The sequence below is a fragment of the Bacillus sp. MBGLi79 genome (assembly GCF_002953915.1).
Genome location: NZ_CP026521.1, coordinates 2,921,733 through 2,930,042, shown reverse-complemented (window position 1 = coordinate 2,930,042; position 8,310 = coordinate 2,921,733). Strand labels below are relative to the sequence as shown.

Here is an 8,310-nt window from a genome sequence, read left to right as displayed (position 1 = left end):
GAAGCGTAGACACGTACCTCCTTTTTAAAGAATTGGAAAAGGAGAACCTGGAAAGACCCGAAGTACTTGAAGAAGAGCTAGCGCAAATTGACTTTCCAATTTTGTGATCATGCTTGACCCCTCCAATTTTTGGATGGTGCACATATGCTGACGAAATGTGAAGGTATCGTCCTTCGTACAAACGACTATGGTGAAACAAATAAAATCATTACGCTATTGACGAGAGAACACGGGAAAATCGGTGTGCTGGCAAGGGGCGCCAAAAAGCCGAACAGCCGCTTGTCAGCGATTTCCCAGCCGTTCCTTTATGCTTCTTTTTTATTCCGCAAATCATCCGGTCTCGGCACATTGGAGCAGGGCGAGATGATCGAAAGCATGAGGCATATACGCGAGGATCTGTTTTTAACAGCATACGCGGCCTACATCACTGAATTAATCGACAAGGGAACGGAGGAAAAGAAACCGAATCCGTTTTTATTTGAGCTGCTTCTTCAGTCGATGAGGAGGCTCGATGACGGTACAGATCCCGACATTATCGCCAACCTTATCGAAGTTAAAATGCTCAGCGTGATGGGACTGTATCCGGAGCTGGATGAATGTGTACATTGCAAAAGCAAAGACGGCACATTTCATTTTTCGATCCGCGACAACGGCTTTATCTGCCACCGCTGTTTTGCGAAAGATCCATACAGGATACCGCTGTCTCCCGCATCCGCCAGGCTGTTGAGGCTGTTTTTTTATTTTGACCTGTCAAGGCTCGGAAATGTCTCGGTTAAACAGGAGACGAAGGATGAGCTGAAAAGGGTCATACAGACGTACTATGACGAGTACTCAGGGATCTACCTGAAATCGCGGCGCTTCATGGAACAAATGGACAATATGAAAAAGATGCTGGGCGATGAAAACAAAAGTTGACAACCTCTTCATCTTTTTATAAGATCATGTCATGAAGATTGGATTCAATAATGACGTTGCGTTGACGGAAAGAAGTAATTGCGCACGGCCTCATTGAAGCGACTCCGGGGCGGTGAAAGCCGGGGATGAGAGCGTAATGAAAGGCATTCCCTGAGCAACTTTTAAAAAAGAGGCTGAGACATTTCCTCTCAGCAATTAGGGTGGAACCGCGGGAGAACTCTCGTCCCTATGTTTGTGGGCAAACAAGCATAGGGACGGGAGTTTTTTTCTGCCCAAACCAGCCCTATGCCAAAAATTAAACTTGAAAACACGTTTTATGGAGGTGCTTCATTTGAATATTCAAGAAATGATTCTGACACTGCAAAAGCACTGGTCCAATGAAGGATGCGTACTTTTGCAGTCGTATGATGTAGAGAAGGGTGCAGGAACGATGAGTCCATATACATTTTTGCGGAGCCTTGGACCTGAACCTTGGAAAGTCGCTTATGTGGAGCCGTCAAGACGCCCTGCGGACGGAAGATACGGGGACAACCCGAACAGGCTTTATCAGCACCATCAATTCCAGGTGATCATTAAGCCGTCTCCCGACAATATTCAAGAGCTTTATTTAGATTCATTAAAAGCTCTTGGAATCGACCCTCTGGAGCATGATATCCGTTTTGTCGAGGATAACTGGGAAAATCCGTCGCTCGGCTGCGCCGGGCTTGGCTGGGAAGTGTGGCTTGACGGCATGGAAATCACCCAGTTTACCTATTTTCAGCAGGTCGGCGGGCTTGAGTGCAAACCGGTTTCTGTGGAAATCACATACGGTATTGAACGCCTTGCTTCTTATATTCAAGACAAAGAAAACGTCTTTGACCTCGAATGGACGAAAGGCTATACGATAAAAGACCTGTTCAAGATGGCTGAATACGAGCATTCCGTCTATACGTTCGAGACATCTGACGTCGACATGCTGTTCGAATTGTTTGCCACGTACGAAAAAGAAGCGAACCGTCAGATGGATCAGGGACTTGTCCATCCTGCTTATGATTATGTACTGAAATGCTCGCATACGTTCAACTTGCTTGACGCAAAAGGAGCGATTTCCGTCACGGAGCGCACAGGATATATTGCAAGGGTGAGAAATCTGGCCAGAAAAGTGGCGAAAACGTATTATGATGAACGCGAAAAGTTGGGTTTCCCAATGCTGAAGGAGGAAGAGGCTTCACATGAGTAATAAATATTTGCTTTTAGAAATCGGATTAGAAGAAATGCCGGCGCGCTTCATGCATGACAGCATGACTCAGCTTGGTGAAAAACTGGAAAGCTGGCTCAAGGAAAAAAATATTGCCTTCGGTTCCGTCAAGCTGTATAACTCCCCTAGAAGACTGGCCGTTCTTGTCGAGAACGTGGCGGAGAAGCAGGACGATGTGACAGAAGAAGCGAAAGGACCGGCAAAGAAAATCGCCCTTGACGAAAACGGCGAATGGACAAAGGCGGCCATCGGCTTTTCACGGGGGCAAGGAGCAAGTCCGGAAGATTTGTATTTTAAAGACATCAAAGGAACGGAATATGTTTTTGTGCAAAAATTCCAAAAAGGTCAGGATACGTTTTCATTACTTCCTGAGCTCGGCGACTTGGTGACAAGCCTCCACTTTCCAAAAAACATGCGCTGGGGCAGCGAAGATTTGAAATACATCAGGCCGATTAAATGGATCGTCGCGCTGTTCGGCAGTGAAGTCGTTCCGTTTTCAGTCGCTCATGTCGAAACCGGCCGCACAACACAGGGACACCGCTTCCTCGGAAAAGCAGCCAGCTTGAGCGCACCTTCTGAATACGAAGCGGCACTGGAAAGCCAGTTTGTGATTGCCGATCCGGACAAACGGAAGCAGCTGATCGTTAAGCAGCTTGACGAACTGGCGGCTGAAAAGTCCTGGGACATTCCGAGAGACGAGGATCTGCTGGATGAGGTTACCCATCTGGTTGAATATCCAACGGTTCTGTTCGGTTCTTACGAAAAGGAATTTCTCGCAATTCCTGAAGAGGTGCTCGTGACAACGATGAAAGAGCATCAGCGCTATTTCCCTGTCAAAGATAAAAACGGCGATTTGCTTCCTTACTTTGTGACCGTCCGCAACGGAGACAGCCGCGCCCTTGAAAACGTGGCGAGAGGGAACGAAAAAGTACTGAGAGCAAGGCTTTCAGACGCCGCCTTCTTCTATAAAGAAGATCAAAAATTAAACATTGACGAGAATGTGAAAAAACTCGAAAAGATCGTTTTCCACGAAGAACTGGGATCGCTTGGAGACAAAGTAAGACGCACTGAGGCGGTTGCTGAAAGAATCGCTGAAATCATCGGTGCGGATCAAGAGACGGTGCAGCTGATCAAGCGCGCTTCGCACATTTCAAAATTCGACCTTGTGACACACATGGTTTACGAATTTCCTGAGCTGCAGGGCATCATGGGTGAAAAATATGCGCGGATGCTCGGGGAGAAAGAAGAAGTGGCGCTCGCTGTCAATGAGCATTATATGCCGAGACAAGCCGGAGGGGAAACACCTTCATCAATCGTCGGCGCCGTCGTCGCATTAGCGGATAAACTTGATACGGTCGCTTCATTCTTTAAAATCGGCGTTATTCCGACAGGATCTCAGGATCCGTATGGACTAAGAAGACAGGCGAGCGGCATCGTCCAAATCCTGCTTGACCGGAACTGGGGCATTTCATTCAAAGAACTGGCTGCGTTTGCCGGACAGGAAGCAAACAGCGAACTGCTCGAATTCTTTAAACAGCGCCTCAAATACGTATTAACAGCGGAAAACATCCGCTACGATGTGGTGGATGCCGTGCTCGAAAGCTCGAACCTTGAGCCGTATTCGGCTGTCAAAAAAGCCGCTGTTCTTGAATCGGCTGCAGCAAAACCGGAATTTAAAGAAACGGCTGAAGCGCTGGCAAGGGTTATTTCGATCAGCAAAAAGAGCGAAACGAACGCCATTGATGCGTCACTGTTTGAAAACCCTCAAGAAGAGGAGCTTTTCAAAGCTTATGAGGCGTGCAGACAGCAATTAGAGACCCTTTACCAAGCAAAAGATTATGAGGGAGCCTTCAGTGAGCTGTCCAAGCTAAAAGAGCCGATCGAAGGTTATTTTGATCACACGATGGTCCATGCCGAAGATGAAAGATTAAAAGCGAACCGCCTGGCGCAAATGGCAAGCCTGGCGGAGCTGATCCGATCTTTTGCAAACATCAATGCCATCATTGTAAAATAAACACCGCAGAAGACGGTTGCTGATAAGCTGGCAATCGTCTTTTTGCTCAAATTGATTTTTCACATCCTTGTCAAATTGTGCCTGTCTTTTTCATAGAATTCAATTGTAATTGCTGTTATTTTAGTCTTCATATGCGTTATAATATGTTATCGACTTTTATACATAACGAACGAATTGTGAGCTTCGGCTTAAAGGTGGTGAGTACGATCGAACTAAATAAACGTCAGGAGCATATTTTGCAGATTGTCAAAGAGAACGGACCGATTACCGGAGAACATATCGCGGAAAAGCTGAATCTGACAAGGGCTACGCTTCGTCCGGACTTGGCGATATTGACGATGTCAGGATTTTTGGAAGCAAGGCCGCGGGTCGGTTATTTCTACACGGGAAAGACGGGCACGCAGCTCTTGGCTGATAAGCTGAAAAAGCTGCAGGTGAAAGACTTCCAGTCCATTCCGGTGGTCATTCATGAAAATGTCTCCGTTTATGATGCGATTTGCACGATGTTTTTAGAGGACGTAGGAACGCTTTTTGTCGTTGATGATAATGCCATCTTAGTCGGTGTACTTTCACGAAAAGACTTGCTCAGAGCCAGCATCGGCAAACAGGAGCTCCCTTCAATACCCGTCCATATCATTATGACGAGAATGCCGAACATTACGCTTTGCAGGCGCGACGATTTCATTTTGGACATTGCCAAGATGCTTATCGAAAAACAAATTGACGCACTGCCTGTTGTAAAAGATACAGAAAAAGGCTATGAAGTTGTGGGAAGAATTACGAAAACGAACATGACAAAAATTTTAGTCGGCTTATCTGAAAATGAAATCATGTAGAGTGAACTTCAAATGGAGGGATATCATGAGTAATCGGACGATTTATGTTGTATCAGACTCTGTCGGCGAGACCGCTGAGCTCGTAGTCAAGGCGGCTATCAGCCAGTTTAACGGTTCATCCGAGCAGACAAACATCAGGCGGATTCCTTATGTCGAAGACCGCGGAACAATAAAAGAAGTGATCTCGCTGGCAGAAGCGGACGGAGGCATCATCTGTTTTACGCTTGTTGTCCCGGAGATTCGTGATTTTTTAATCGCCGAAGCGGAAAAGGCGAATGTCGTGTATTACGATATCATCGGCCCGCTGATCGAGAAAATGGAGACGGTCTACGGCTTCAGCGCGAAATACGAGCCGGGCAGAGTCCGGCAGCTGGACGAAGATTATTTTAAGAAGGTAGAGGCCATCGAATTTGCCGTAAAATATGACGACGGCAGAGACCCAAGGGGCATCTTAAAAGCGGATATCGTGCTGATCGGCGTGTCGAGAACGTCCAAAACTCCGTTATCCCAATACTTGGCGCACAAACGGTTAAAAGTGGCAAACGTTCCGATCGTTCCCGAGGTGGATCCTCCCGAAGAGCTCTTTACCGTTGATCCGGCTAAATGCATCGGGTTAAAAATCAGCCCGGATAAGCTGAACCATATTCGCAAAGAGCGCCTGAAATCGCTCGGCCTCAACGACAAAGCGATTTACGCTAATATCAACCGCATCAAAGAAGAGCTGGAGTTCTTTGAAAAGATCGTCGGCCGCATCGGCTGCAATGTCGTAGACGTATCAAATAAAGCGGTAGAGGAAACGGCCAACATTATTCACAACATGATGACAAAAAGGGTCTAAGAATAAAACTCAGGACACCCCATCCTGGGTTTTTGCTTTGATGGTTTTGGGAAAAGTGAAAATGTTAGCATCTTTAACCCATTTGTATTATAATAAAAAATTGTGATAAAATAATTAACTTTTAGGTTTAAGCTTAGTACAGAACGAATAAACTATTATGGGTATCGTGTCAAGAATTTCCCGAAAAAAACTTTCGACAAATTCTTATAGATCGATTATTTTTGAAACCTGTGTGATTTTGCCTGTATTTATAGCAGGAGATTGATGGAGGGATGGAGAATTAGTCTTCTTGAAAAAGAAAGGACGATTTTTGTCGATGCAGACGCATGCCCGGTGAAAGATGAAGTGCTCAAAACAGCGGCGGATTTCGACGTAAAGGTCATATTCGTGGCTTCATTCGAGCATTTTCAAGTCACAAGGAAAGAAGAAGAGAATTGGACATATGTCGATCCGCATAAAGAAGCAGCCGATCTGTACATTGCCAACCATGTTCGACCAGGTGATGTCGTCGTCACACAAGATATCGGGCTGGCATCACTTTTGCTTGGCAAAAAGGTCTATGTGATGTCGGAGAGAGGCTATCTTTTCGAAGAGGACTCCATCGATCATGCTCTTTTCCGCCGTCACGTCGCACAAAAATTGAGAAGAAGCGGACGTTACACGAAAGGCCCGAAAAAACTGGTCAAGGAAGACCGAGAGCGATTTGTCAAAGAGCTGCAAAAAATCTTGTCGAAAATTGAAGGATTTACGTACTAAGCAGCGAATTATGTACGACGGAGTGTTGGAACATGGGCAATCGTATACCAGACGAAATTGTAGAACAGGTGCAAAAATCAGCTGATATCGTAGAAGTTATCGGAGAGTACGTCCAGTTGAGAAAACAGGGGCGTAATTATTTTGGGCTTTGTCCTTTTCATGGTGAGAATACGCCATCTTTTTCCGTTTCCGGAGAAAAACAGATTTTTCATTGTTTTGGCTGCGGAGCGGGAGGGAATGTTTTTTCATTTTTAAGACAAATGGAAGGTTATTCATTTACGGAGGCCGTCTCTCACCTGGCGGACAAATATCAAATAGATCTGCCGGAGCAGGTAGCGGCTGTATCAGCATACAGCACAGGCAGTTCGGATGAACAGAAAATGGCGGAAGCTCATGATCTGTTAAAGAAATTTTATCATCATTTGCTGGTCAATACAAAGGAAGGCCAGGAAGCGCTCGATTATTTGCTCGAAAGAGGCTTTGAGATGGAGCAGATCGAGCAGTTTGAAATCGGATGCGCCCTTGATTCATGGGATTTCATCACAAAGTTTTTGGAACGGAGAGGTTTTGATCTTGCGCTGATGGAAAGAGCTGGACTCATCATCAGACGCGAGAACGGTGACGGCTATTTTGACCGTTTCAGAAACAGGATTATGTTTCCGATTCATGATCATCACGGCGCAACGGTCGCTTTTTCCGGAAGGACGTTCACCGGGGAGCAGCCAAAATATATGAACAGCCCGGAAACGCCGCTTTTTCGAAAAAGCAAGCTTCTCTATCATTTCCATCAGGCCCGCCTTCACATTCGAAAAGAAGAGAGGGCCGTCCTTTTTGAAGGATTTGCCGACGTCATCTCAGCCGTCAGTTCCGGTGTGAAAGAATCGATCGCCACGATGGGCACATCGCTGACAGAAGAGCATGCGAAAATCATCAGGCGAAATGTCGGAGAGGTCATACTGTGCTATGACTCGGATCATGCCGGTTATGAAGCCACGCTGAAAGCGGCGGAGATTCTTCAGAAAAAAGGCTGCGACGTCAAGGTGGCCATGATACCTGACGGGCTGGATCCCGATGACTACATCAAAAAATTCGGAAGCGAGAAATTTAAGAATGATGTAATAGGGGCCAGCGTTACGATGATGACGTTTAAAATGAACTATTTCCGCAAGGGCAGAAACCTGTCTGATGAAGGAGACCGTTTAGCCTATATCAACGATGTACTGAAGGAAGTCAGCCTTCTCAGCGGACCTTTGGAACAGGAAATATACGTCAAACAGCTGGCAAATGAATTTTCAATCTCATTTGAATCCTTGAAGGATCAGCTTTCCGTATTTGAAAAGCAGGCTGTAAGCCGCAGCAGGGAAAGCAGCCGTCAGGACTCAAAAGAGCGGCAGGCGGCCGTTTCGCGCGCCCCGCGGAGAAAGACAGGTCTTCGGCCGGCTCATGAGAACGCGGAGCGGATGCTCCTGGCTCACATGATTCATGACCGGGACGTCATTCGAAAGGTTTTAGACCGGGTGGGCTTTGAATTCAACCTTGATCAGCACCGCGCGATTGCCGCTTATTTGTACGCCATGTATGAAGAAGGAGCGGACATTTCCATCCAGGAGCTCTTTAAGAGAGTTGAGGATCAGGAACTCGGTCAGCTTCTGACAGATATCTTAATGCTTCAGGTGAACGAAGAATTAAGTGAAGCGGAATTATCTGATTATGT

The 8,310-nt window shown here is 46.3% G+C and carries 8 protein-coding genes; all 8 read left to right on the top strand.

From position 1 onward, the window contains the following. The coding region (locus C1T29_RS14835) for a YqzL family protein (RefSeq protein ID WP_208945479.1) at nucleotides 1–107 on the top strand (107 nt) is incomplete at its 5' end. A 37-nt stretch (nucleotides 108–144) separates the two neighbouring features. Further along, complete coding sequence (gene recO, locus C1T29_RS14830; RefSeq protein WP_020452240.1) at nucleotides 145–915, top strand: DNA repair protein RecO; 771 nt, start codon at nucleotides 145–147, stop codon at nucleotides 913–915. A 331-nt stretch (nucleotides 916–1,246) separates the two neighbouring features. Next, on the top strand, nucleotides 1,247–2,134 hold the full coding sequence (gene glyQ / locus C1T29_RS14825; protein WP_020452239.1) for a glycine--tRNA ligase subunit alpha: 888 nt from the start codon (nucleotides 1,247–1,249) through the stop codon (nucleotides 2,132–2,134). Then, complete coding sequence (glyS, locus tag C1T29_RS14820; RefSeq protein WP_208945478.1) at nucleotides 2,127–4,166, top strand: glycine--tRNA ligase subunit beta; 2,040 nt, start codon at nucleotides 2,127–2,129, stop codon at nucleotides 4,164–4,166. The genes glyQ and glyS overlap by 8 nt, the downstream gene beginning before the upstream one ends. Nucleotides 4,167–4,363: 197 nt before the next feature. Continuing rightward, a complete protein-coding gene (locus C1T29_RS14815) occupies nucleotides 4,364–5,002 on the top strand; it encodes a transcriptional regulator CcpN (protein WP_025804968.1) in 639 nt (212 codons plus the stop codon). A gap of 25 nt (nucleotides 5,003–5,027) precedes the next feature. Then, entirely contained in the window at nucleotides 5,028–5,840 is an 813-nt protein-coding gene (locus C1T29_RS14810) for a pyruvate, water dikinase regulatory protein (RefSeq protein ID WP_023855239.1), read from the top strand. Between the two features lie 264 nt (nucleotides 5,841–6,104). After that, the gene (locus tag C1T29_RS14805) at nucleotides 6,105–6,596 is read left to right on the top strand and encodes a YaiI/YqxD family protein (RefSeq protein ID WP_023855238.1); all 492 of its coding nucleotides are present in this window, start codon (nucleotides 6,105–6,107) and stop codon (nucleotides 6,594–6,596) included. Nucleotides 6,597–6,628: 32 nt separating this feature from the next. Next, on the top strand, nucleotides 6,629–8,310 hold a 1,682-nt coding region (gene dnaG / locus C1T29_RS14800), incomplete at its 3' end, for a DNA primase (RefSeq protein WP_208945725.1).

Coding starts and splice junctions, on each gene's coding strand:
- glyS (WP_208945478.1), top strand. CDS start 2,127: ATGAGTAATAAATATTTGCTTTTAGAAATCGGATTAGAAGAAATGCCG.
- C1T29_RS14805 (WP_023855238.1), top strand. CDS start 6,105: ATGGAGGGATGGAGAATTAGTCTTCTTGAAAAAGAAAGGACGATTTTT.
- C1T29_RS14810 (WP_023855239.1), top strand. CDS start 5,028: ATGAGTAATCGGACGATTTATGTTGTATCAGACTCTGTCGGCGAGACC.
- recO (WP_020452240.1), top strand. CDS start 145: ATGCTGACGAAATGTGAAGGTATCGTCCTTCGTACAAACGACTATGGT.